Source organism: Streptomyces sp. NPDC050617, assembly GCF_040654795.1.
Classification (GTDB): Bacteria; Actinomycetota; Actinomycetes; order Streptomycetales; family Streptomycetaceae; genus Streptomyces.
On record NZ_JBFAIS010000002.1, the window covers coordinates 190092 to 213078 of the forward strand.

The following is a 22987-nucleotide window of genomic DNA, read 5'->3' on the forward strand; positions in this document are numbered from 1 at the left end:
ACATCCTGGAGGACTGGGTGACGAACTACACGGAGCATGTGGACGAGGCAGCGGGCTCCATCCGCCTGGCGTACGAGCAGGCGGGGCCGGCTTCCGACGCGGTGCCCATGCTCTTCGTGCACGGCGCGTCCTGCGACCGCTCGCACTTCGAGCCGCAGTACACGCACTTCGCCGCCGAGCGCCCGGTGGCGGCGCTGGACCTGCGGGGCCACGGGGAGAGCGACCGCCCCGATCCGTCGATCCCCGGCGCGTACGGCGTCGAGCCCTTCGCCGACGACGTACTGGCCGTGTCGGCCGCGGCGGGCTTCGACCGCCCGATCGTGGTGGGCCACAGCCTCGGCGGCCTCGTCGCCCTGGCCTGCGCGACCCGCCCCGACGCCGTACGGGCCGTCGTACTGGTCGACCCGGCCCCGATCTACGACGACCACCTCAAGGCGTTCTTCGCCCGCACCATCGACGACTTGGCGGCCGACGAGGACGGCTCCTGGCGCAGGGAGTTCACGTCCGGGATGCTCCCGCCGGGCGACACCTACCGCCGGGACGACATCGTCGACGGCTTCTCCTCCGTACCCGCCGCCATAGCCGCCCGGAACTGGCGGGCCGTCGTCGACTTCAACGGCCCGCAGACCCTGTCCAAGGTCCACGTCCCTGTCCTGGCCGTCTACGCCCGCGACCCGGAACCGGAACTCCGCACCCACCCCAACGTCACCACCGGCCAGACCGTCGGCTCCGGCCACTTCAACCAGCTCCAGGTCCCAGCCCAGGTGAACGCCATGATCACCCGCTTCATAGAGATCACAACGATGTAGCCGCCACGGCCCGCGCCCCCGCGCCCCCAGGGAGCAACCCCGCCCGTCAATCCCCGTCGGCCGCTGTCAGCGATTCGGTGATGAGGGCCTCCACGAGCCAGCTGTGGGATGCCCCCAAGGTCGGTTCGCTGCTGGCGGTGACGACGGACAGGTGCTGCCAGTACTTGCGGAACACGGGGACGGTGGTGCGGAACTCCGCCGCGATGGAGGCACGGTAGGCGGGGGTGTCCTCGGTGCCGCGGCCGCGGGCGCAAGCGGAGGCGAAGGTGCTCAGCGCCGAACAGCGCTGCGGCGGCAGACCGGCCGCGACGATGGGGGTGGCCTGTTCGGAGGCGTCGAGGAGCTCGGCGTACAGCGACGCCTTGTCGTCGACGTAGGGCGCGGCCCAGTAGAGCAGGAACTGCGGCTCCGTCACGAGAGCGTGGAGCTCGGCGTAGGCGAGAACGGTCTCGGGCGTGGGGGCGCTCGGCGGCTCGGGGATGCTCTGAGCGGTGATGGCCTCGGTCAGCCGCCTGGGCACGGACGCGGGCACGATGTGCCCCCAGGCCCGGGAGATGTCCGCCGCGGCCTGCGGCAGGCTGTGCACGCGGGCCAGCAGCCGGAGCCGCCGCAGCCGTTTGGCGCCGGGGCAGTCGTCCAACGCCCGCAACACGGCCTCCCGCCAGCGGAGTTCCCCCAGCCGGGTCCGGGTATCGCTGAGCTGCTCGGCCAGCAGATCATCGAGAGGCAGCTCCCCGTCGGCGACCTTGATGATGGACTCGATCGGAAGGTTCAGGGCGCGCAGATGCCGGATGAACCGCAGCTGTTCGAGCGCCTCGGGCAGATACCTGCGGTGACCGCCCTGACTACGGCCGGCGAGCGGCAGCAACCCGACATCGGAGTAGTAGCGAACCGTCTTCACCGACAGCCCCGCCCGGGCCGCCAGCTCCCCAATCGACCAAGTGTCCTGCATCACAGTCCCTTGAATCTCCCCTACACCGGAGCATCTAGCGTAGGAATCGCCGGGCCGAGGAGAACAGATGTCGGACGGGCGCAGCCGTCGGGCGGCCAGTTCGACGGCGGTAGAGGTATGTCTCCACGCCACGGCCCCGGGGCCCCTGGGACCGGTGCGCAACAGGGGAGCGCACCGTCCCCAGGGCCCCCACGACCACACCCTCCACCCCCGCAGCCGACCGCCCCCGCCCCCGGCCAGCCGCCCCCACCAACGCCAAAGGCCCCACCGATCTCCCAGGCGGGGCCTTCGACCTGCTGTGCGCTCGGCAGGATTCGAACCTGCAACCTTCTGATCCGTAGCTCTATGTGAGCCGGTCGGTGGAGGTCATACCGGTCGCTTCGGAGCTTCTCGCAGCCCCAACTGGCCACACCAGACAGCCTCTTCATGCGACGGGGGAACCATGTGTGCGGGCAGTGAAGTCACGCTAGGCTACTGGCGTCTGACCCGACGTCGCCCCAGCCGCCGGTGGCCCCGTGCTGCCGGATGCCTCCTTACACCGAGGAGGTGACTCATGACGACGAAGGGACAGATATGGCTAGTCAGCGAACGTCGGACGAGTCGCATGGGGAAGAGGGTCCGCAACCGCACCCACTTTGGGCTCGGGTTTTACTCGCCACCCTCGCGGCCGTGACGGCAGTCGCGGGCTGCGTGGAGACGCTAATGCGATAGCCAGTGAGAGCGGTCGCCGGCGAAATCGGGCTGCAAGCGAGCCCGGCCGCCTACCGGTCGGCCGGCCCCGCTCTTAACTCCACGCACGGGCCTGGTCGCGGTAGCCGCCGCTGCCAGGCCCTTTGCATGCAGTCAGCACACGGATCAACCTCAATTGTCCGAGGGCTTTCACCGTGCAGCAAATATAGCGGACTTACCCCCGCGAGCGCGGGGAGCTGATGCGACTAAATCAGCAGGTCACTTATGCACCACACGAAGCTAGTTAGCTCCTAGGTATGCCCACTGCCTAGACCATGCGCGCCAGTACCCCCACGCATGGGAACACAGAACGCGGCACCAGTAGCCCATATAGCCCGGCAAAACACCCCCGCTAACGCGGGGAGCACAGTTGAGTCCTCTCATGCACAACACGAAGCTAGGGACCACCCCCGCGTATGCGGGGAGCCAACGCCAAGAGCGTACGAGTTCCACGGTCATCTATCGAGCGGAAGCACGACACGGTCGATCAAGCAACCTTGGGCAAGGGCATTCCCGGACCTTCGGCTTCGGGTCTCGACCCGCGGCAGCCGTTAGACGGTGTGGATTCAGTTGCCGCAGCCCGCCCAGCTCCCACCCCGTCCACATACGACCGGCACACGCGAACGGCGCCCCTCCCATCCCGGAATCGGAGCGCCCCCGCCGGAGGCATCTGTTCTGAGGTCAAGCGGCTCTCCACCACTCTTGCGCGGCTGGGCGGACCGGCCCGGAGCGAGGCGGAGATAGGAGCGGCGGGGGGGGAGCCGGGCCGCGCGCGGTGAGCGGAGCGAGCCGCCTTGAACTTGTAGAGAAAGTTGTAACTCACCGGGTCGGGGATGGACTGCTGATGGTCTCGTATGGGGCGGGGCGGCTGGTGAACTGTTCCGCGCATGGTGGGAGTTGCTTGGACTCGCGGTCGGCCAGCGGTAGGAAGATGACGGGGCGGACGTACCACCCGATGCGGGTGTCCTTCTGTGTGAGGGAGAACGTCGCGGCCTCGTCCTGCTTCAAGGTGCGTTCCATGTCCAGGTAGCCGCCCAGGACCCATTCCCCCGCGTCTCGGTTGGCTCCTGCGTCGAGAGCTGAGGCGATAGTTCGCACGGTGTTGTGAATCCAGTGGGTTGCCTGACCGGGGCTGTCGGACGCGATGGAGGCCAGTACCGCCGGGTGTTCGCCCGTCGACGGGGAGAGGATCGTGCATTCGCACCAGTAGCCGTGGTGCAGGGGGATGTTCAACATGGTGCTGTTCCTGCCAGGGGGGTTCGGCCGTGGTCGTTGCCGGTGATGTCGAGTCGAGCCGCGAGGGTCATGACGATGCTCAGGCCCCGGCCGTGGGTGGCCTCATCGCCGGCATGGGTGACGCGGGGCTCCTCGGGGTGTCCGCCGTCGTCCGTGACCGAGATCGCGACGAATAGCGGGGTTACGGCCAAGGTGATCTGAAGCGTTCGGGCCTCGCTGCCGCTGACCATGTGGGTCAGGGCGTTGGTGCTCAGTTCGCTCACGATGAGTTCGGCGGCGGCGGCGCAGGGGGTGGTCGCTGAGGATGTCGCGTATCCAGCGGCGGCTGCGGGCTACCTCTTCCCCGGAACTTGGGCGCACTCTGCTCGTATACTCGTCCATACAAGCTACTCCGTGCTGGTAGGCGACTATGGATAGCGGTTTTGTGCTAGACGAGTCGCACGCCGCCGTGGGCGCGGACGGCCGGCGGGGACGTGTTGTCGAGCGCGTCCAGGACGCGGATCGCGTATGCCTCGTCGGCAAGCTCGGCGACCTCATCGCGGGCGGCCCAGCGCAAGGCGCGGGTCTCCGCTCCGGTGGTCGGGGTGCCATCTATCGCCTCACAGCGGAAGACCATGGAGACGATCAGGCCGGTCATGTTCTTGTAGACGCCGGTGAGGGTCGCGGGAAGCGCGATCTTGAGGCCGGTCTCTTCAAGGACTTCGCGTTGCAGGGCGTCGGGGATCGATTCCTCGCGTTCGAGCACGCCGCCGGGCGGTTCCCACTTACCGTTGTCCCGCCGCTGGATCAGCAACGCGCGGCCCGCTTCGTCGACGATCACCCCGGCGACGCTCACGGAGTGCGGACGATCAGTGCTCACGTTCCTCGGCCCTCTCGGCTGGCTAGGCTTCCCACCGTAGCAACACAGGCCAGCTACTTGTCTAGATATCTAAAGGAGTACACATGCCTCCTCTCGCCTCAGGACTCCTGGGCGCGCTGGACCCGACCAGTGATCGCGCGGTGTTCCGGCAGATCGCCGACCAGCTGCGCGAAGCGATCGACAAGCAGCGCTTCCGGGAGGGCGACAAGCTGCCCTCGGAGACTGAGCTGGTCGAGCACTTCGGGGTGTCCCGGATGACCGTCCGCAACGCGTTCTCCCTCCTTCAAGGAGAAGGGCTCGCGGTCTCCGAACACGGGAAAGGCGTCTTCGTGCGGCCCCGGCCTCCGGTGCGGCGGCTGGCCTCGGACCGCTTCGCGCGCCGCCATCGCGATCAGGGAAAGTCGGCCTTCACCGTGGAGGCGGAAGCCGCGGGAAGCCGCCCCGAGGTCGACGGCCTGGAGGTGAAGGAGGAACGGCCCTCGCAGGACATCGCGGCCCGACTCGGCTCGCCCCGCAAGGTCTTCGCCCGGCGGCGCCGCTACCTGCTCGACGGCCGGCCGGTCGAGTTCGCGACCTCCTACCTCCCGCTCGACCTGGCACGGAACACCCCGATCGCCGAACCCAACCCCGGCCCCGGCGGCATCTACGCCCGGCTGGAGGAGATGGGCCACCGCCTGGACCACTTCGAGGAAGAGATCCGCGCCCGGATGCCCTCGCCCACCGAGGTGCGGACGCTGCACCTCGCCTCGGGCGTGCCGGTGATCCATCTGGTGCGTACGGCCTTCAACACCGATGGCCGGGCCGTCGAGGTCTGCGACACCGTAATGGCGGCGGACGCGTACGTCCTCGCCTACCAGCTCCCCGCCACCTGACCGACACGACTCCGGATGCCGCGCCGCCCGGCGCCCCCGGACTCGTACACACCAACCCGCAGGCCCGTGCAGACGAGTTGGCGAGTGATGCGGCCGCCGGGCACCACGGGCCCCGGCTGGCTCCCAAGCACAACTCCGTCCAAGCCCGGGGCGTTCGCGCCGTCTCTCACCGATGCCTTACGCGACCCCACGATGACGACAGTACGAGCGGCGTACCCGCCTCGGTCCGATCCCGCTCGGCTGTGGAGGTCAGCGTTGATGTCCCCACCAACGCCAAAGGCCCCGCCGATTTTCTCGGCGGGGCCTTCGATCTGCTGTGCGCTCGGCAGGATTCGAACCTGCAACCTTCTGATCCGTAGTCAGATGCTCTATCCGTTAAGCTACGAGCGCTTGGCTTTCCGGCGGTTTTTTCTGGCCGGTCGGCGTTGCGGGAACAACATTACATGACCTGCGCCGAGAGGCGAAATCCGATTCCCGCACCGCCGCTGACCTGGGCATATGACTCTCGGTGCGGTTACTCGGGCCAGGCGGAGTCCTCGATGACCCGGACGAAGTCGGGGCGGGTGTAGCCGTCGACGAAGTGGGCCAGGACGTCGGCTTTCACGTTGCCGAAGGTGGTCTGGGGGCGGTGGGCGATGCCGTCGGTGAAGGCGCGGAGGATGCGGCGCTTGAAGTCGGGGCGGGGGTGGGCGGCGACGATGGCCTCCCGTACGTCCTCGGGGAGGTCGGCGTAGCCGATGCCCAGGACGTCGAGCTCGACACCGGCCGTGACCAGGGCGATCTCCGGGGCCATGTGGTGCGGGATCTCCGGGGTGGTGTGCAGGGCGATGCCCTCCCAGACCAGGCGGGTGCGCTCCTCCGGCACCCCGTGGGAGGCCAGGAAGCGGCGCGCCTCGTCCGCGCCGTCGATCTCGAAGCGCTGCTGCGACGCCCGGAACTTCTCGGTCAGCCCCAGATCGTGGAAGAGCGCCCCGACGTACAGCAGCTCCGGGTCGTAGGAGAGGCCGTGCGTACGGCCGTGGTGGGCGCCGAAGAGGTAGACGCGCCGTGAGTGGTGGTAGATCAGGTCGTCCGTCGCGTCCCGGACCAGTTCCGTCGCCTCCCGGACCAGCCGGCTGTCCGGGATGGTGATGTCTCCGATGCTCTCGGGGGTGCTGTCCGGAGTGCTCGGGGTGGTGGGGTCGGTGGGCATTGCGGCTCCCTTCGTCCGTGGAGTTCCCAGCCTCCCCTCGGACCCGCCCCTTCCGCGCGGCGAGATCAGGACGGGAACGGGGGGCGGGGGCGGAGAACGCGAAAGCCCCGGCCGCGGTGCGGACGGGGCTTTCGAAGCGAGCGGAGGCTCCGGGATTTGAACCCGGGATGGGGGGTTACCCCAAACCGCATTAGCAGTGCGGCGCCATAGACCAGACTAGGCGAAGCCTCCAGCACCCCCGCGCCGGCGCGAGGTGGTGCGTGCAGATGATGACACAGGCCAGCGGCCCGTCACCAATCGGAGCCTACGCTACCGGGCGAGCGGCCGACTGGGCAAAGTCGCCGCGGGGAGCGCAACGCGCGGGCCGGAGGCGCGTTAGAGGGGGATAGGGGCCACAGGTACATGACACCGGCCCCGTTCGGTCCGTACCTCCCTGGAGTCCCACCATGTCGCTCCGCCGTCTCGTCGCCACCGCCGTCGCCCTGCTCCCGGCCGCCCTGCTCACCCTCCCCACAGCCGCCACAGCAGCCACGGCCGCCACCACCGCCTCGGCCCCCGCCGTCTCGGCCCCCGCCGCCTCCGCCGCCTCCGCAGTCTCGGCCGTCTCCGCCGTCGCCCGCGGGCCCCTCCGCCCGCTGCCCGTGCCCGCCCCCGCCCACGACGACCACCTCACCGTCACGGTCACCGGCACCAACGGCTCCGACGGCACGTACGAGCTCTACTGCCACCCCGCCGGCGGCACCCACCCGCACGCGAAGGCCGCCTGCGACCAGCTCGACGGGGCGACCGAGTGGGGCAAGGACACCTTCGCGCCCGTGCCGACCAACAGGATGTGCACGCAGATCTACGGCGGGCCGGAGCAGGCGCACGTGTCCGGCAGTTGGGCCGGGCGGCCCGTGAGCGCCGACTTCAAGCGGTCCAACGGGTGCGAGACCGCGCGCTGGAACAAGTTCTCCAGCGTGTTCCCCACGCAGCAGGGCTGACGGCCCGGCCGGACGGCCGGCGGGCGCCCGTTGCCGCGGGCGCCCGGCCCTCCCGCGCCACGCCCGTATCCGCCGCCGCACCCCGTCATCCCCCGACGCGCCCGCATCCACAGCCCGTAGACTTCCTGTCAGTGACACGGCGCGGGGCCGACGGCAGGATGGGGCCCGGGGGCGCCGGCGAAGTGCGGTAACCAGGGAGGAACGTCCGTCGTGAGCAGCAGGCCATCCCGAGGCGCTGCTCGCCTCGCAGCCATACTCGACGCCCTCCCCGACGCGCTGCTGCTCGTCAACTGCAACGGCACGGTCGTCAACGCCAACCACATCGCGCTGGAGACCTTCGAGGTCCCCGGCACCGGGCTGGTCGGCCGCGGACTCCTCGACCTGCTCCCCGACTTCGACTCCCGCCGCATCCCCGGCTCGATGCGGCGCGTGGACGAGCAAGGGAGCGAGGACGGGCGTACGAAGCCCACCCGGATGGTCGCGCGGCGTACGGACGGCACGACGTTCCCGGTCGAGGTGACCAGCGCGAATCTGGAGGACGGCCGGACCCCGTACGCCGACCACCACCCCTACACCGGCGACGAGCTGCTGATGCTCGTCGTACGCGACCTCACCGGCACCCTCGACACCGAGGCCGAACTCGCCCGCCAGCAGCGCCAGACGGAGATGATCCTGCGCGCCGCCGCGGAGGGCGTGGTGGGCGTGGACACGGCGGGCAAGGTCGTCCTCGTGAACCCCTCCGCCGCCCAGATACTCGGCTACCGCGCCAGCGACCTCGGCGGCCGGGAGCTGCACACCCTCATCCAGCACTCGCGCGCGGACGGGTCCCCCTTCCCGTACGAGGAGTCGGCGATCGCCGACACGCTGCGTTCCGGGCGCAAGCACCGGGTGCGCGCGCAGGTGCTGTGGGCGAAGGACGGCCGGTCGGTGCCGGTCGACCTGACGACCGCGCCCGTACGGGACGGGGACCAGCTCGTCGGCGCGGTGATGACGTTCACGGACCGGCGCGCGTACGACACGCTCGCCGAGCGCCACGCCCAGCTGCTGGCCGTCCTGGACGAGTCGCTGCGCGGGCCGCTGGAGCAACTCCGCGCCGAGCTGGGCACGCTGGCCGCCGACCCGGCCGGGCAGCTGTGGCCCGAGGCCAACCAGGTACTGCACCATCTGACCGCCGGTTACGCCCGGATGACCACGCTCGTCGACAACGTCCTCAGCTTCCAGCGGCTCGACTCGGGCGCCGAGCGGCTGGAGCGCGAGAAGGTCTCCCTCGACACGGTCGTGACGGCCGGCGTCGAGGGCGCGATCGAGCTGATCGGGCCGGGGCGCGCGCAGTTCGCCGTGCACGCCCCGCCGATAGACGCCGAGGTCGACGCGGAGCGGCTGGCGCAGGCGCTGGCCCACCTGATCGCGGACGTCGCGGGCGTCGACTCCACTGGCAATTCGCCGTCGCACGTGCCCGGAGGCGCGGGTTCCGGGGCCGCCGACTCGACGATCGTGGTCGCGGCGGCGCAGCGCGGCGAGGTCGTACGGATCGAGGTGCGCGGCCCGTATCCGGGCGGCGACCCGGTGCACGGGCCGATCGTGCGCGGCATCGTGCGCCGCCACGGCGGCGTGCTCCAGACGCACGAGGTGCCGGGCGCGGCGGGCGGCAGCGCGTACGTGCTGGAGGTGCCGATCTCCGCGAAGGGCGGCCCGGTGCCCGCCGGGTCCGAGCGCCTGGCGGACCGGGAGAACGCGACCACGGTGATGCCGGTGCCCGCACAGCGGGCGCGGGGGACCGAGGCGCGCAGTGGGGCGGATGGCGGCGCCTCGGAGGCCGAGGGGGGCGTGCAGCCGCCGCGCGCGCCCCAGGGACACGATGAACAGCAGTCCCAGGGCAGCGGGCGGCGTGGCCGCAGGGGCCCCGAGGCCGGCGGCGACGGGAACGACCCCGGCGGCCCGGACGACGCTCCCGGCGGCGGTGGCCGGCGTCGGCCGATCGGTCCGCAGCGCCCCGGCGGCGGCGCGGGGCAGCAGCCCGGCCGACAGCAGCCCGACGGCGCGGCCGGCGGAAGCGGCAATGGCGGCGGGATCGGAAACGGCGGCGGGAACGGGAACGGCCGCGGGAACGGGAACAGCGGCGGCAACGGGGAGGGTGGCGCGGGCGGTCCGATGCCGCCGCACGCCCAGCACGGGGAGCGTCCCGAACACCTCGTCGGCGGCCACCTCGCGGTCGAGGCCGGGCAGCGGCACGGGGCCCGTACGGACCCGGGCGGCGACGCGAACGGCGACGCGGGCAGCGACGCGGGCGGCAAGGCCATCGCGCGTACGACCGGTGGCGGAGCACACGGAGCACACGGAGCACACGGAGCGAATGGTTCCGGGCAGCAGGCCGGGGGCGGGCAGCCGTACCGTCCGCAGCGGCCCGGCAGCAGCGACCCGGCGTACGGGCCCGGACCGCAGGGCGGGCCCGGCGGGCAGGGTTACGGGCCGCAGGGACCAGGGCCGGGGCCGGGAGCCGGTCACGTGCAGCCGCCGGCTCAGCCGCAGGTGCAGGACCAGGCACAGCCGCAGCCGACCGGGCGGCGGCGGGCGCGGCGCAGCCCGCAGGAGGAGCAGCTCGGCGCGGGCGACGCCGAAGCGCAACCGCACGGACGGCCCAACCGGCACGGCCGGGGCGGGGGCTTCGATCCGTCGGCGGCCGGGGCGGCGGACGGCCCCACCGGTCACGGCCCCACCGGTCACGGCGCGCCCGGCGAGGGCGAGTACCCGCAGCCGACCGGCCGCCGCGCCCGCCGGGACGCGGCGCAGCAGGCACAGCAGGGGCAGGAGTCGCAGTCGCAGCAGGGGCAGCCCGGCGGGCGGGCCGTCTTCGCGCTGCCGCCCGCCGAGGCCGACCGCACTCCGCAGTCGGAGCTCCCCAGCGCCCTCGGGCCGACGCCGCCCGGCGGCCTCGCCCAGTACGACGCCGCCGACCAGTACGGGCCTGGGCCGGGCGGCCAGCCGGGTGCCGCGGGCCCGTACGGTCCCGAGCAGTACGACGCGGACCGGCAGCAGACGCCGTCCCAGCCCACGGGGCGGCGCGCCCGGCGTGCGCTGGCCGAGGCGTCCGAGCGGGCGGTTCCGGGGCAGGGCGAGAGCGAACCGGCTGCCCCGCGCGGCCCGTTCGCGCTGCCGCCGGCGGCAGCCGACCGCGCCCCGCAGCAGTTCCCGGAGGCGCAGCAGTTCCCGGCGGCGCATCCGGGGCAGGGCGGCCCGTACCCGGGCGGCGCGCTGCCGCAGGCGCGCTCGGCCGAGGACGAGGCCGGGACCGGAGCCGGGGCCGGGGCCGGAGCGCGCTCCGGGGGCGGTGAGGCGTCGGCCGCCATGGCCGGTGCGCCCGGCGCTCCGGGCGCGCAGGGCGGCCAGGGCCCGTGGGGCGCGGGCGGCGGCGAGCAGCCTTCGGGCCGGAGGCGGGCGCGGCGGCCGTTGGCCGAGGAACCGCAGGGCGACCGCGGCGACCGCGGCGATCAGGGCGAACGGAACGGCCACGGCCCGGACGCCGACGCGCCCTCGCTGCCCCGCCAGATGCACCCGCACCAGCCTCATCAGCCGCAACCACAGTCGCAATCGCAATCGCAGCCCCAGTCGCAACCGCAGCCACAGCCGCTGAGCGCCGAGGCCGCCTCCGACCACCACGCCCCCGGCCAGGGCCAGGGCCAGGGCCAGCAGCGCTCGATCAGCGTACGTACGCTCGGCCAGGGCACGCCGTTCGCGCGGCCGATGGACGGCGGGCAGCGGCAGCAGCCCGCGCAGGCCCCGACCCCCGCGGGCGGCACGTCCACCGGTTCGGGTTCGGGCCGCCGGCGCAAGCTCGGCACGCCGCCGGACACGGCCGACCGCGGCGTACCCGGTGCGGAGCCCACGGGCCCGCAGGGGCAACCCCACGGCCACACCCCGCCACAACCGCAACCTCAGCCCCAGGCTCATCCCCAGCAGCCGCATCAGCAGGCTCCTCAGCAGCCGCACCTCATGCACGCCCCCTCCGAAGGCCGCGCCTACGCCATCGGAGCGCCGGACGAGGGCGCGGCCGAGGGCCCCGAACCGCTGGACGGCCCGAACGGCGCCGTCGAGGTCCACGACGAGCAACCCCCGCCGATGGACGACGAGTTGCCGCCCGAGCCGCTGGACAACCCGCGCCGGCTGCTCGTATGGCCGGCCCCCGACGTCACGACGCAGCAGGCGCTGAGCGACCGCGGCTACCGGCCCGTCATCGTGCACTCCCGCGAGGAGGTGGACGCGCAGATCGCCGCCTACCCGGCGGCGCTGTTCGTGGACCCGCTGACCGGGCCGATCACCCGCAAGGCACTCCAGTCGCTGCGTCAGGCGGCGGTGGCCGCCGAGGTTCCAGTGCTGGTCACGGCCGGTCTGGGGCAGGCGACGCGGGAGGCCGCGTACGGCGCCGACCCGGCCGTGCTCCTGAAGGCGCTGGCCCCGCGCGACAGCGAGCAGCACCCGCCCCGCGTCCTGCTGATCGAGGAGCAGGAGCCGATCGCGGAGGCGCTGACGGGCACGCTGGAGCGGCGCGGCATGCAGGTGGGGCGCGCGGCGACGGACGCCGACGCGGTGGCGCTCGCGGCGCGCATGCGGCCGAACCTGGTGGTCATGGACCTGTTGCAGGTGCGCCGCCGACGCGCCGGGATCGTCGACTGGCTGCGCGGCAACGGCCTGCTCAACCGCACCCCCCTCGTCGTGTACACCTCCGCCGACCTCGACCCGGCCCAGTTGCCGAGGCTCGTGTCGGGCGAGACGGTGCTCTTCCTCGCGGAGCGCTCGACGAGCGCGGAGGTGCAGGGGCGGATCGTGGATCTGCTGGCGAAGATCGGCAACAACTGACGGAGCCCGGCCGGGCCGCCGCCGCGGGGCAGCCGCTGACGGCTGCTAGCCTCCGCCCCCGTGAACGACAGCTCGAACAGCGACGCGCATGACGTGAATGACGCATGTGACGCGTATGACGTGAATGACGTGTATGTGGGCAACGCGGGCAAGGACGCGGCGCTGGACCGGGGGTGGCTGCTCGGCCACTTCAAGGACGCCGACGACCCGCGGCACAGCGAGTCCGTAGAGATCAAGTGGGGCGTCCACCCGCGGGGCGACGAGCGGGCGCGCTGGGTACGCGGCGAGGAGCGTACGGCCCTGCTGGTTCTCGTCAGGGGCCGCTTCCGCGTGGAACTCCCTGGTCGAAGCGTTCTCCTGGCGGAGGAGGGGGACTACGTGGTGTGGGGGCGCGGGGTCGACCACTCCTGGTTCGCGGAGGAGGAGTCGGTGGTGCTGACGGTGCGCTGGCCGTCCGTACCGGGGTATGGGGCAGAGACGGAGACAACGGCGGAGTCGGAAACAGCGGCGGAGTCGGAAACAGCGGCGGAGGCAGAGGCGGTACGGGCGCGGCGGCGGGCCGAGAGCCTGTCCGGGGAGGCGTGACGCGACCACAGCCGGACAGGCTCACTGAGCCCTGAGCCCTGAGCCCTGGCTACGAGTCCAGCTCCGTGACCGGCAGTTCCCCCGCCGCGTGCTGCCGCCGGATCACCTTCTTGTCGAACTTCCCCACCGACGTCTTCGGCACCGCCTCCACCCGCACCCAGCGCTCAGGGAGCTGCCAGCGGGCGACGGACTCGGCGAGGAAATCGCGCAGTTCGGAGAATTCGGCCGTGGCGCCTTCCTTGAAGACGACGGTGGCCAGGGGCCGTTCGCCCCACTTCTCGTCCGGAACGGCGACGACGGCGGCCTCGGCGATGGCGGGGTGAGCCATGATCCGGTTCTCCAGCTCGACGGAGGAGATCCACTCGCCGCCGGACTTGATGACGTCCTTGGCGCGGTCGGTGAGGGTCAGATAGCCGTCCGGGGTGATCGTGCCGACGTCGCCCGTACGGAGCCAGCCGTCGGGGCTGAACTTGTCGTCGGGCCGGAAGGGCTCGCCGCCGGCGCCGCCGTAGTAGGCGCCCGCGATCCACGGCCCGCGCACCTCCAGCTCGCCGGCGGACTCGCCGTCCCAGGGCAGGAACCCGCCGTCGGGCCCGGCCAGCCGCGCCTCGACGGGGGCGGGCAGGCGGCCGGCGGTGACGCGGTACGGCCATGCCTCCTCGGCGGTGACGCCATGCGGCGGGAAGGCGACGGAGCCGAGCGGGGAGGTCTCCGTCATGCCCCACGCCTGCACGACGGTCAGCCCGTGGCGCTCCTCGAAGGCCCGCATCAGCGACGGCGGACACGCCGAACCGCCGCTGACCAGGGTCTTCAGGCTGGATACGTCGCGCGGCCGGGCGTCCAGCTCGGCGAGCAGCCCCTGCCAGATGGTGGGCACACCGGCGGTGAAGGTCGGCCGTTCGGCCTCGATCATCTCGGCGAGCGGCGCGGGCTGCAGAAAGCGGTCGGGCATCAGCATCGACGCGCCGGCCATGAAGGCGGCGTGCGGCAGCCCCCAGGCGTTTACGTGAAACATCGGCACGACCGGCAGGCAGACGGCGGCGGGGCTCAGCCCGAACGCGTCGGCGCCGTTGACCTGGAGGGAGTGCAGATACACGGAGCGGTGGCTGTAGACGACGCCCTTGGGCTCGCCGGTGGTGCCGGAGGTGTAGCAGAGGGCGGCGGCCTGCCGTTCGTCGAGGTCGGGCCAGTCGTACGTGGTCGGGCGGCCGGCGATCAGCTGCTCGTACTCGTGCACGGTGGCGGCGGCGCCGTCCAGCACGGAACGGTCGCCGGGGCCGCTCACGACCACGTGCCGTACGGCCGGCAGCCGCGGCAGCGCCGCGGCGAGCATCGGCAGGAGGCTGCCGTCCACGAGGATGACGGGGTCCGCGGCATGGTTCGCGATCCACACCAGCTGTTCCGGGGGCAGCCGCAGATTGAGGGTGTGGAGCACGGCGCCCATGGAGGGGATGGCGAGGTACGCCTCCAGATGCTCGCAGTTGTTCCACATGAGCGTGCCGACAACGTCCGACTCACGTACTCCGAGTTCGTCGCGAAGCGCGTGTGCGAGTTGGGCGGCGCGGTTGCCAATCTCGGCAAAGCTACGGCGCTGCGGTTCAGCCTCACCGGTCCATGTGGTGACCTGAGATGAACCATGGATCTGTCGGCCGTGCTCCAGAATCCGCGAGATCAACAGCGGTACATCTTGCATTGTGCCGTACACCGGTGGGCCTCCCCATGAGTTACGCGGCGGTAGCGCTTGGCCGCGATTCTCGGGGCATACCACGCGGTATGTCACTACCTCGGGGGAATCTGTGCCCATGTGTCGGGACGTGTCCACAGTTCAGCTGCGAGCCACAGTCCAGCCGTCACGGTGCCGAACGGTCCTGGGCAGATGTGGGCAGGCTTCCATGGATCAGGTTCCCACAGGGCGTGTACCTGCACCTCGACACCCTCGGCACCAGGGATCGGCTCGCCGTTCTCGTCCTTGCGCCGCAACTACGAACCTGTTCTCTGCGATCCTGCTCGGCGAGGAAGTCGATGGCCGACTGTACGTCGCCGCCGGGTGGCGGCACGACTCTCGCGCAGGCACCGCAGCATGACCGACGCCCAGCACAGCACCGCCGTACGCCAGTGGCCTGCCGACCTCGGTGTCGTCCCCGAATGGACGTTCATTGATCCGAGCGCGGCCAGCTTCTCAACCCAGCTGTGGCAGGACGGACACCCCGGCCTTGTGTGTGCCTCGAACGAAGTCGCCGACGGGATACGCAGTGTGTCGAGCCTGCTCGTGGCCGATCGCCTACGCGTACATGTGTCGTGCGAGGGACTGCTCGGGGAACTGCCCGGCTACAGCTGGGACCCCAAAGCCACCGAACGCGGCGAGGACGCCCCGCGGGGGGGGGTAGACGACCACTCAGCCGACGCAGTGCGCTATGCCATCCACTCGACAGCGCACAAGTGGCGGCCCCTGCTCATGACGGCCCCGGTTCAGGGGCGCTTCATGTAGGAATTGCTCAGGCCGATTCCTGCCAAGCAGAACGGAACCGCGGCAGACCAAAAGCCGCCATCATCGCGGGCCCACAACACACCTCCGACCAACGACACGAACAACACCAGCGAATAGAACCAGCGATAACGCCGAGTTGAACGTCGTTCCTTGTCTTCCTGAGCTGCGCTATACGCCCGCGCCGCGTCCTCCGCAGCCCACTCGGCCCGCGTCCTGGATCGCGCTTCCGCTTCGTAGGCGGCCTGGTCAGCGCTTGTAGATGAAGAGTTGAAAACCACGTCACCGTGGACACTCCCCGCCTGCACAACAGGCCCCTCAACGTTGCCACTCAACTCGTTGCGCACATCCCACCGTTCACTCATGGGACGCAAGATACGCCCGGTGCTTAAGTGATCACCACGGAGGAATCATGTCCCTGTCCGAGAACGGCGCCCCCGTGGCCCCCGCCGCGCCTCTCCGTGCCATACCGCGCGATGAAGATCAACGACGCTTGGTACAGCGGAAGCCACGAGCGGCTTGCCAAGGTCTACCGCCACCGGACGCAACGCCGCGATGACGACCGGCGCGGCCTGTGGGCGCGACACCACCAGCCCACCCGGGCAAGCCCGACGGCCGGTTGCACGTCCACCTCGCTGGCGACATCGCGAGTGCTTCGGCCTCGCTCGTCTTCTCCGAACCGCTCGCCCTGGCCGTGAACGACACGGCTACCCAAGCCCGCCTCGACGACCTCGCCGAGGCCAGCGGGTCGACGAATACGCTGCTGGAGGCCGCTGAGGTCTGCGCCGCTCTGGGCGGTGCGTACCTGCTCTGCACGTGGGATACCGAGTTGGTCGACCGACCGCTCCTCACCGTGATGCAGCCCGACCGCGCCGCGCCCGAGTTCGCGCACGGCATCCTTCGCGCCGTGACGTTCTGGCGCGAGCTGCACGGCAGCGACACTTCGACCGTGTGGCGCCACCTGGAGCGGCACGAGCGCGGATACATCCTGCACGCTCTCTACCAAGGCACGTCCGACTCGCTCGGTCGCCGCGTGCCGCTCACCGAGCACACCGACACGGCCGGCCTCGCCGACTCACTCGGCACCGAGGGCGATGCCATCGCGACGGGCATCGACGCGCTGACCGCGGTCTACGTGCCCAACCTGCCGAGCCGACTGCACCGCGGCAGTCCGTTCGGGCGCAGCGACTACGACGAACCGATCTACGACCTCATGGATTCGCTCGATGAGACGTGGACGTCGTGGATGCGCGACATCCGCCTCGCGCGGGCCCGACTGATCGTGCCGGATACGTACCTGCGCGACCACGGCCCCGGCCGCGGCGCGAGCTTCGACGACGACCGGGAAATCTGGCAGGGCCTCACCATCCCGCCCACCGAGCAGGGCGCCGGTATCACCCTGTCGCAGTTCGCCATCCGGGTCGCCGAGCACGAGAGCACCAGCGACCGGATCATGCGGCAAGCCGTACAGTCCGCCGGCTACGCCGCCGCCACATTCGGCATGGAGGACACCGGTGCAATCACCGCCACCGAGGTCAAGGCGCGGCAGCGCAAGAGCATGACCACCCGCAAGCAGAAGATTGGCTACTGGGCCCCCGAACTCGCCCAGATCTTGCACGTACAGCTCATGCTCGACCGGGTCCTGTTCTCGCGCGGCATCGTGCCGGAGCGGCCTCGTGTCACCTTCGGGGACGCGGTGAGCGACGACCCGACCAGCGTCGCGCAAACCCTGTCGCTGCTCACCCAGGCCCAGGCCGCGAGCGTCGACACCGGCGTACGCATCCTGCACCCGGACTGGCCCGACGACCGCGTGCAAGCTGAGGTCGACCGCATCCTCGTTGAGACCGGGCAAGCCGTGCCCGACCCGATGCAGGCCGGCGCCGCCGTCTGACCCCAACTGCTATCGGCTACGGCGTCCAAGCGTGGGCAACCCGCCGGATACCGTACGTACGCTCTGTGACGGGAAGCGCTCTTCGAATCCAAAGGACGCTGTTGCCCCTCCCAACATGTGCAGACGTTTCCGCATGACAATCGCCCGCGCTTCTTTGTATGCCTCCGCCCAACGTTGGTGAAACTGACAGTTCGCGGGCACCCTTCCTGTAACTCGTTGCCCCGGTCCTCTGACGAACGACACTTGCCCATCGCGGATGTACACGACAACCCTCTGCTTCGCGCGCACCGTACTCGGCACGTAGCGCAGAACATCGAGGTCCAAAGAGAACTCCAGATCCAATCTACGCCCGTCCGCTGGGTTGAAGTTGATGCTCTGCTTGCCGTCCTCCCGGCGCATGAGCCAACAGGGGATCGAGGGGGCTAGGCTTCTTCGGCGCTTCATGGATCAAGCCTGGGCAAGGGGCCAACTCCCGCCAAGATCTAAGTTGGCCACACCATGAAGGGGTGAACTATCCCTATTCATCCTGGAATGGTGGAGGATCTGTCGGCCGGAGTACTTGATCTGTACTCCGATGCCGAGGAACGCCTGCTCAGCATCGTGGCACGTCAGCTCGCCGCCGGGTACGACGCGGCAGGGTGGGCCACGGCCAAGCTCGCCGATGTGCAGGCGCTTCGCCGCGGCGCGCAAGGGGTCGTCGACGAACTCGCCAAGGCGACCCGGCTCGACGTGTTCGACGTGATCGCCGAGGCGTACAGCGTCGGGGTCCGGTCCGGACTCGCCGAGCTGGGCGCACTGCACGACGCCGACGCGCGCCGGATCGCCGAAACCACGCCGAACACGCGCGCAGTTGACCGTCTTGCGCACGAGACGATCGACCGCGTCACCGCCACGCACCGCGGCATTCTCCGCGGCGTCGAGGACGGATACCGACAGGTGGTCGCCGAAGTGTCCGCCACGCCGCTGCTCGGCGTCGACACCCGCCGCCAGGCAACGCAGACCGCCATGGAGCGGTTTGCCGACCGCGGACTCCGCTCGTTCGTCGACCGCTCCGACCGCGCCTGGTCAATGACGTCGTACGCCGTGATGGCTGTACGTACCGGCATCGGCCGGGCTGCGGTCGAGGCGCACGGCGACCGGCTGCGCGCCGCCGTCGTCGACCTGGTCATCGTCTCCAACGCCCCGCACGAATGCCCGTTGTGCAAGCCGTTCGAGAGCAAGGTGCTGTCCCTCGACGGGCCCGGCGGCGCCCGTACGGTCGAGGTCGAGGACGGCCGCACGGTGCGCGTGGACATCGTCGCCTCGCTCGACGAGGCGCGGGCCCGCGGGTTGCAGCACCCCAATTGCCGGCACAGCCTCTCGGCGTACCCGCCGGGCGTCACCCGCGCCCCCGTCGAACACTCGACGGACCCGGACGGGTACAAGGCCAGCCAGCGTCAGCGCGCGATCGAGCGCGGCATACGCAAGTGGAAGAACCGCGCCGCCGCCTCGACCACGCCCGAGGGCAAGGTGCGCGCCTGGCAGAAGAAGCAGCGCGACCACCTCGCCGACCACCCCGAACTCATCCGACGGCGCGAGCGCGAGCAGCTCGGCGCGGGCAACCTCCCCTCGACCGCACCGCGCCCGCCGCACGATGTCGTCGAGGCTGCGCGCGTGCGCTCCGGCGACGCGCGCACCCTGCCCGAGATGAGCGACGAGCAGCTCGGCGCAGCAATGCGCCCCGGTGTGCTCGGTGAGCGCGACCGCGGCCGGATCGCGGCCGAGGCTGACCGGCGCGGCCTCGACGACCTGCTCGCCCGCATCCGCCCCGGCGGCCGACTCAGCAAGGATCTGGCGCAGTTCAGCGACGACGAGCTCGCCCGCGTGTACGCGCACCTGCCCGACGGCGACACGTTGCGCGTCATGGCCGAGATGGACCGGCGCGACCTCGACGCCGCCATGCCCGGCGCCCGCCGGGACCTGATCGGCCTGTCCGAGCAGCAGCTCGCCGCGCGGGCCCGGCACGCCGACGGAGGCGAACTCGCCGCCCTCGCGGCCGAGGCCGACCGGTGCCAGCTCCTCGCCGAGGTGTTCCCCGGCGGACGCTTCGCCGCCGACCTGTCCCACCTCGGCGACGACATCCTCGGCTGGGCCATCCGCTACGGCACCGAGCACGATGTCGAGCGGATCGCCGACGAGCTCGACCGCCGGTACCCGCCCGCCCCGCCGCCCACCGCGGCCGGCGCGCACACCGTCGAGGGACAGCTCGCCGACCGGGCCACCCTCGACGAACAGCTCACCCCGGCCGCCGCCCCCGACGAGTGGGAGCACCTGGCTCTCGACGATCCGTACGCCAGCATGAGCGCCACCGAGCGATGGATCGCCGAGCGCGAACACGCCGCCGCATCTCAGCGCACCGCCTACACCCACGAGCAGGTCCGCGAGATGTACCACGAGCACATCTACGCACAGTGGTTACAGGCCGAGACCGAGCTGCGTGGCCACCTGCTCACCAGGGAGGCCGAGGCCGCGGGCGTCGACCCGCGCACCCTGTTAACCGGCCCGTTGCACGTCGCCTACGCGCGCGCCTCCGAAGACCTCAAACGCTGGTGGGCCGATCAACCCACGCACCACCCTTGCCGAGTACACCGAGCAGCTCACCGGCGTGCGCAACGATGCAGCAGATACCGCCCGCAAGAGCCGCAACGACCGGCATAACCGACTCTGAGAGGCCAGCCGTGGGGACCCGAGGCGATCTCGTCCGCGCGATCAATGCCGGCGCCGCAGCCGGCCGCGACCGCCAGCCTGTCACTGTCTGCCCGTACCCGCCGGGTGACCTACGCCGTAGCGCGTGGGTCCGCGGCTACGCCAAGGCGCGCCCCCTCGACGATGAGGCCGCCGAGTAGTCCCGCCCGATCAGAATAAAGCGCTACCAATTCAAATCGAAAACATCACATAGGGCAGGTAGTGATGTATCGCACGTTTCTAAATTTACTCGTATTACTATTCTGCCCATACGGACCGACTACAACCTCTGACCCCTTGGCAAAGTTTTCGTCGTAACCGTAGAGCCGACGACCACTCTTGTTCACATAAGAACGAACAGGACGCCCTGGACCCAAGTTGATGTCCCGGGTCGCGAGATCGATCTTATTACCGTTCACTCTAGGGCAAAAACGGCCACTACCCCCATCCTCACCAAGCGGGTTTCGGGAATTGAGCTCCCGCGTTTGGGATGGCATGCCGGAATCCGGATAGGCGCAGAACGCGTCCGGGCTACAGCCTGGATCTGTAGTGGGCATACCCTTCTTTTGCTTTACAGGGGTTGACGGAGATGCCAAGGATGTCGGGGGTGTGGGGTCCGACAGGCCCGGCGTATCATCCGTACGACCATCCCGCGGTTTCCCGGACGTCGCTCCATGCGACTTAGGCTCCGCCGAATCGAGAGGCAAGGGGAAAATGTTGATCTCCTGCTGCGAGATCGCCTTATTTCCCGCCCCCTTATCCTTCCCCTTTTCCTTGTCATCTCCGAAAAGGCCCAGGATGAGCGGCGTCGCCAGCCCGATAAACACCCCCACGGCCGCGAACCAAGCCAATTTATTCGACCTGCCCGACTGGCCCTGCGGCGGCTCCCCGTCAAGGGAATTCGGCGACTCTTCGCTCATCTTTGCCCTCTGCTTTACTAGCCATACCATAGGGCACCTAGACGTCGAATCGGTGACAGGGCCCCGCCTGGCTACACCACACTCACCCTAGCCATATCCAGCGAAGATCGCGAACCAAATAGGGACATCAGCAGTCACATTCTCAACACCTTTCCCTCGACTCACAGCCTTTACTTCCGCATAACTGCTATCTGCTATCAGGAAGATCCATGTCTGAATCTATTTCCTCGGCCGATCCTGGTGCGACGTCCGCTGAGATCAAATCTCCGGCCTCGGAAGTCTCCAAACTTCCGTCGCAGCCCGCTCCTTCTTCGACGCCTGAGCTGCATGGTGCTCTGCATCGGGGGGCCTCCCGGTAGCCGGTTACGCGCGAGTAGGTACCGCTGATTCTGGTGCCATACCAGCGGGTATGGCACTACCTCTCGGGAGTGCGGCCCGTCTCCTCCCGGACTGCCGGGTCCCGGCGCGCGCCACTCCGTCGCCCGGCACGCACCGCTCAGCACCTACCCCTAGCCGCCCAGCACCCGCCCCCCATCCGCCCCACCCGGCCGCAGGCGTCACCGGCACAGGGCCGTCTCCACCACGCTCTGGACGTTCGCGGGGCCGCGCTCGGTCGGCGGGCCGTCGGCCGTCGTGGCGACCGCGGCCGCGCGGCCGGCGTCCGTGGCGCCCGCCAGCGTGTGGTAGCCGGGGATGTCGCCGCCGTGGCCCCACATCAGGCCGCCGCAGCTCAGCGGGGTGCTGATCAGGCCGAGCCCGTACCGGGCGCCCGGCCACAGGCCCGGCGCCGGCACGGTGGTGCGCATCTGCGCCAACTGCGCGGGCTTGAGGAGCTTGCCGCCGAGGAGCGAGGAGAAGAAGCGGTTCAAGTCGCTGGGAGTGGTGATCAGTTGGCCGGCGGCCCAGGCCGCGGAGGGGTCCGTCTCCGTGATGTTCTCCAGCTTCGCCCCCGGCTTGGCGGCGAGGTAGCCCTCGGGGTGGGCGCCCCGAATGGTCTCGTCGCCCGCCCCCGGGAAGTAGGTGTGGCGCAGCCCGGCGCGCCGGATGACCCGGTGGTCGATCTCCTCGGCCAGCGGGCGGCCGGTGGTCTTCTCGATGATCAGGCCGGCCACGAGGTAGTTGGTGTTGCTGTACGACCAGCCCTTGCCGGGTTCGAAGTTCGCCTTGTGGGCCAGCGCGAGGTCGAGCATGGAGCGCGGCTGTACGTACAGGTGCCGGCCCTTGCCGTTCGGGGCCTCCATGAACTGGGTGTAGTCCGGCAGCCCGCTGGTGTGCTGCAACAGCTGGCGCACCGTGATGCGGCGGCCGTCGATGCCCTCGCCCCGTACGAGCTTCGGCAGGTACTTCTCGACCGGCGCCGACAGGTCGATCTTTCCCTCCCCGACCAGTTGCAGTACCACCGTGGCGGTGAACGGCTTGGTGTTGCTCCCCGCCCGTACCCGCCCGTCCACCGGCGCCTTCGCCCCGGTCCGCAGGTCCGCGACGCCCGCCGCGTAGTCGTGCGTACGGCCGTCCCGCCCGACCGTGGCGGCCAGGGCGGCGGGGTAGCCGTCCTCGTGCACCAGCCGGTCCAGGCCCTGCCGCACCCCGTCCCCCGGGCCGCGCGACTGCGCGCTCGCCACGGTCAGCGTGGTGCCCACGGCCAGCCCGGCTGCCACTACGGCCGCCAGCGCGCCCCTCTTCCGCCGCCTGGTCCACCACGACGTCGCGCGGACGCCGCCGGGCCGGGACCGCTGGGAGGTGGGTGAACTGTCGGTCATGGGGGCTCTCCTGGAAGGGATGGGGGACGTGCGGCGACGGGCCGCTGGGCCGGTGCGTCCAGCCTCCCGCCGCCACACCCGCCCGGACCATCCCCCCAGCCCGTCCATTCAGGGTGTACGTAGCCCCCTGCCGCAC

General features: G+C 70.6%; 17 protein-coding genes and 2 tRNA genes. 9 read left to right on the forward strand and 10 right to left on the reverse strand.

Features of this window, described 5'->3' with window-relative positions; translation table 11 throughout:
- The first annotated feature begins 17 nt into the window (after positions 1 to 17).
- Positions 18 to 809 carry an alpha/beta hydrolase gene (locus tag AB0I49_RS03405; RefSeq protein WP_363225121.1) on the forward strand — a complete coding sequence of 264 codons (792 nt, stop codon included), beginning with the start codon at positions 18 to 20 and terminating at the stop codon, positions 807 to 809.
- A 46-nt stretch (positions 810 to 855) separates the two neighbouring features.
- Here the strand turns inward: AB0I49_RS03405 and AB0I49_RS03410 are convergent, their stop codons facing one another.
- The 4 genes from AB0I49_RS03410 to AB0I49_RS03425 form a co-directional block, all read right to left on the reverse strand.
- Positions 856 to 1761: a MerR family transcriptional regulator gene (locus AB0I49_RS03410; RefSeq protein WP_363225122.1), complete on the reverse strand. Its 906-nt coding sequence runs from the start codon at positions 1759 to 1761 to the stop codon at positions 856 to 858.
- A 1548-nt stretch (positions 1762 to 3309) separates the two neighbouring features.
- A complete protein-coding gene (locus AB0I49_RS03415) occupies positions 3310 to 3726 on the reverse strand; it encodes a hypothetical protein (protein ID WP_363225123.1) in 417 nt (138 codons plus the stop codon).
- Positions 3720 to 3989: an ATP-binding protein gene (locus tag AB0I49_RS03420; protein ID WP_363225124.1), complete on the reverse strand. Its 270-nt coding sequence runs from the start codon at positions 3987 to 3989 to the stop codon at positions 3720 to 3722. Before AB0I49_RS03420 ends, AB0I49_RS03415 begins: the two co-directional genes overlap by 7 nt.
- 164 nt (positions 3990 to 4153) lie before the next feature.
- Positions 4154 to 4561: an NUDIX hydrolase gene (locus AB0I49_RS03425; RefSeq protein WP_363225432.1), complete on the reverse strand. Its 408-nt coding sequence runs from the start codon at positions 4559 to 4561 to the stop codon at positions 4154 to 4156.
- A 107-nt stretch (positions 4562 to 4668) separates the two neighbouring features.
- Between AB0I49_RS03425 and AB0I49_RS03430 the strand changes: the two genes are divergently transcribed.
- Positions 4669 to 5457: a GntR family transcriptional regulator gene (locus tag AB0I49_RS03430; RefSeq protein ID WP_363225125.1), complete on the forward strand. Its 789-nt coding sequence runs from the start codon at positions 4669 to 4671 to the stop codon at positions 5455 to 5457.
- Between the two features lie 317 nt (positions 5458 to 5774).
- Here AB0I49_RS03430 and AB0I49_RS03435 read toward each other — a convergent pair.
- The 3 genes from AB0I49_RS03435 to AB0I49_RS03445 form a co-directional block, all read right to left on the reverse strand.
- A tRNA-Arg gene (locus AB0I49_RS03435) sits at positions 5775 to 5847 on the reverse strand.
- A gap of 124 nt (positions 5848 to 5971) precedes the next feature.
- Positions 5972 to 6649 carry an HD domain-containing protein gene (locus AB0I49_RS03440; RefSeq protein WP_363225126.1) on the reverse strand — a complete coding sequence of 226 codons (678 nt, stop codon included), beginning with the start codon at positions 6647 to 6649 and terminating at the stop codon, positions 5972 to 5974.
- Between the two features lie 141 nt (positions 6650 to 6790).
- Positions 6791 to 6880: transfer RNA gene (locus tag AB0I49_RS03445), tRNA-Ser, on the reverse strand.
- 215 nt (positions 6881 to 7095) lie between these two features.
- On the opposite strand from AB0I49_RS03445, the gene AB0I49_RS03450 reads away from it, so the two are divergent.
- From AB0I49_RS03450 to AB0I49_RS03460, 3 genes are all read left to right on the forward strand, one after another.
- Positions 7096 to 7632, forward strand: coding sequence for an SSI family serine proteinase inhibitor (locus tag AB0I49_RS03450; RefSeq protein WP_363225127.1), 537 nt, complete (start codon positions 7096 to 7098; stop codon positions 7630 to 7632).
- Positions 7633 to 7842: 210 nt separating this feature from the next.
- Positions 7843 to 12486, forward strand: coding sequence for a PAS domain-containing protein (locus AB0I49_RS03455; RefSeq protein WP_363225128.1), 4644 nt, complete (start codon positions 7843 to 7845; stop codon positions 12484 to 12486).
- A 120-nt stretch (positions 12487 to 12606) separates the two neighbouring features.
- Positions 12607 to 13071, forward strand: a complete 465-nt coding sequence (locus AB0I49_RS03460; protein WP_363225129.1) for a signal peptidase I — start codon at positions 12607 to 12609, stop codon at positions 13069 to 13071.
- A gap of 49 nt (positions 13072 to 13120) precedes the next feature.
- Here AB0I49_RS03460 and AB0I49_RS03465 read toward each other — a convergent pair whose 3' ends face one another.
- Positions 13121 to 14776 (reverse strand): long-chain fatty acid--CoA ligase, encoded by a 1656-nt coding sequence (locus tag AB0I49_RS03465; RefSeq protein WP_363225130.1) that lies wholly within the window; start codon positions 14774 to 14776, stop codon positions 13121 to 13123.
- A gap of 375 nt (positions 14777 to 15151) precedes the next feature.
- On the opposite strand from AB0I49_RS03465, the gene AB0I49_RS03470 reads away from it, so the two are divergent.
- A complete protein-coding gene (locus tag AB0I49_RS03470; RefSeq protein ID WP_363225132.1) occupies positions 15152 to 15559 on the forward strand; it encodes a hypothetical protein in 408 nt (135 codons plus the stop codon).
- On the opposite strand, the gene AB0I49_RS03475 is transcribed toward AB0I49_RS03470, so the two are convergent.
- Positions 15541 to 15921 (reverse strand): hypothetical protein, encoded by a 381-nt coding sequence (locus AB0I49_RS03475; RefSeq protein ID WP_363225133.1) that lies wholly within the window; start codon positions 15919 to 15921, stop codon positions 15541 to 15543. The genes AB0I49_RS03470 and AB0I49_RS03475 overlap by 19 nt on opposite strands.
- A 209-nt stretch (positions 15922 to 16130) precedes the next feature.
- Here AB0I49_RS03475 and AB0I49_RS03480 point away from each other — a divergent pair, with 209 nt between their 5' ends.
- The 3 genes from AB0I49_RS03480 (at position 16131) to AB0I49_RS03490 (ending at position 20332) form a co-directional block, all read left to right on the forward strand.
- Entirely contained in the window at positions 16131 to 17447 is a 1317-nt protein-coding gene (locus tag AB0I49_RS03480) for a phage capsid protein (RefSeq protein ID WP_363225134.1), read from the forward strand.
- Between the two features lie 531 nt (positions 17448 to 17978).
- The gene (locus tag AB0I49_RS03485; protein WP_363225135.1) at positions 17979 to 20144 is read left to right on the forward strand and encodes a phage minor capsid protein; all 2166 of its coding nucleotides are present in this window, start codon (positions 17979 to 17981) and stop codon (positions 20142 to 20144) included.
- Positions 20102 to 20332, forward strand: coding sequence for an Rmf/CrpP fold protein (locus AB0I49_RS03490; protein WP_363225136.1), 231 nt, complete (start codon positions 20102 to 20104; stop codon positions 20330 to 20332). The genes AB0I49_RS03485 and AB0I49_RS03490 overlap by 43 nt, the downstream gene beginning before the upstream one ends.
- 1316 nt (positions 20333 to 21648) lie before the next feature.
- On the opposite strand, the gene AB0I49_RS03495 is transcribed toward AB0I49_RS03490, so the two are convergent.
- Entirely contained in the window at positions 21649 to 22851 is a 1203-nt protein-coding gene (locus AB0I49_RS03495; RefSeq protein ID WP_363225137.1) for a serine hydrolase domain-containing protein, read from the reverse strand.
- Between the last annotated feature and the right edge of the window lie 136 nt (positions 22852 to 22987).

Bases quoted from the DNA above. Each gene is read 5' to 3' on its own strand.
- AB0I49_RS03410 (WP_363225122.1), bottom strand. From the start codon at position 1,761: ATGCAGGACACTTGGTCGATTGGGGAGCTGGCGGCCCGGGCGGGGCTG.
- AB0I49_RS03415 (WP_363225123.1), bottom strand. From the start codon at position 3,726: ATGTTGAACATCCCCCTGCACCACGGCTACTGGTGCGAATGCACGATC.
- AB0I49_RS03430 (WP_363225125.1), top strand. From the start codon at position 4,669: ATGCCTCCTCTCGCCTCAGGACTCCTGGGCGCGCTGGACCCGACCAGT.
- AB0I49_RS03440 (WP_363225126.1), bottom strand. From the start codon at position 6,649: ATGCCCACCGACCCCACCACCCCGAGCACTCCGGACAGCACCCCCGAG.
- AB0I49_RS03450 (WP_363225127.1), top strand. From the start codon at position 7,096: ATGTCGCTCCGCCGTCTCGTCGCCACCGCCGTCGCCCTGCTCCCGGCC.
- AB0I49_RS03470 (WP_363225132.1), top strand. From the start codon at position 15,152: ATGACCGACGCCCAGCACAGCACCGCCGTACGCCAGTGGCCTGCCGAC.
- AB0I49_RS03475 (WP_363225133.1), bottom strand. From the start codon at position 15,921: ATGAGTGAACGGTGGGATGTGCGCAACGAGTTGAGTGGCAACGTTGAG.
- AB0I49_RS03485 (WP_363225135.1), top strand. From the start codon at position 17,979: ATGGTGGAGGATCTGTCGGCCGGAGTACTTGATCTGTACTCCGATGCC.
- AB0I49_RS03490 (WP_363225136.1), top strand. From the start codon at position 20,102: ATGCAGCAGATACCGCCCGCAAGAGCCGCAACGACCGGCATAACCGAC.
- AB0I49_RS03495 (WP_363225137.1), bottom strand. From the start codon at position 22,851: ATGACCGACAGTTCACCCACCTCCCAGCGGTCCCGGCCCGGCGGCGTC.